This is a genomic window from Bradyrhizobium sp. CCBAU 45389, from assembly GCF_028128625.1.
In the GTDB taxonomy this organism is placed as follows: domain Bacteria; phylum Pseudomonadota; class Alphaproteobacteria; order Rhizobiales; family Xanthobacteraceae; genus Bradyrhizobium; species Bradyrhizobium liaoningense_B.
Window position 1 is genome coordinate 1 of sequence record NZ_LBIY01000033.1, and the last position, 1,043, is coordinate 1,043.

The following is a 1,043-nucleotide window of genomic DNA, read 5'->3' on the forward strand; positions in this document are numbered from 1 at the left end:
CACCTCAGCGACTGTGTTCTTTGTCAAGCGGGTTGCCATGGTTTTCGATCCCTGAGCATGGCGTTGAGGATGGTGATGAGCTTGCGGGCAACGGCGATGAGGGCGACCATTTTCGGCTTACCGGCGCCGACGAGATGGCGATAGAAGAGCTTGAGCTGCGCATGGCATCGGATGGCCGACAGGGCGGCCATGTAAAGAGCTGCCCGCAAGGCGGTGCGTCCGCCACCGATCTTACTCCTGCCTTTCCATCGGCCGGACTGACGGACGAAGGGAGCAAGCCCGGCAAGGCTCGCGATTTGGCGGCGATTGAGCGCGCCAAGCTCAGGCACCTCGGCAAGGAAGGTGCGTGCGAGCGTGTTGCCAACCCCGGGAAAGGTGATCAGCAAGTCTTCCTTGTCCCGCCAGGCCGGCGAGCCGCGTACCAGCGTATCGATGTCGTTGTCGATCTCCGGCAGCTCCTTCTCAAGGACCTTGATGTGGCGAGCAAGGCTTTTGCGGACGCGGACATTCTCAGCCCGCTTCTCGCGCTGGCGTTCCGCAACGATCATCTCGATGATCTGCCGGCGGCGAGCAACCAGTTCGGCCAGCAAGCGAGCCTGCTCGTCCGGGACGGGGCGCAAAGCGGGCTTCACTGCCTCGACGAACCGCGCGATCACCGCGGCATCGATCGGATCGGACTTGGCGCGCTGGCCGACGGCCTGCGCGAAGTGACGGATCTGAGCCGGATTGATCACTACCAGCGGCAGTTGCGCTCCGGTCAGTGCCGCAGCGACGACCGTCTCGAAGCCGCCAGTCGCCTCCACCCCGATCAGGGTCGGCGGAGAGGCCGCAAGCCGCGCAACAAGGTCTTCCAAGCCCTTGCCGTCGCGCGGGACCGCAAATGCTTCTCCGCTCGGACGCATATGAACGTCCAACCGGTCCTTCGATACATCGATGCCAACATAGATCGCGTCCATCTGCACCCATCCTTGCGCAACCGGGCTCACCAGGCGGCCCTCGCGACTGTTCGGGTTCAATGGAACAACGGACGGGGCGCCGCGCTG

Annotated in this window: 1 protein-coding gene; it reads right to left on the reverse strand. The window is 64.0% G+C overall.

Going from position 1 to position 1,043, the window contains the following annotated elements; genetic code table 11:
• Positions 1-23: 23 nt before the first annotated feature.
• Positions 24-956, reverse strand: a complete 933-nt coding sequence (locus XH79_RS06860) for an IS110 family transposase (protein WP_271581159.1) — start codon at positions 954-956, stop codon at positions 24-26.
• Positions 957-1,043 lie beyond the last annotated feature (87 nt).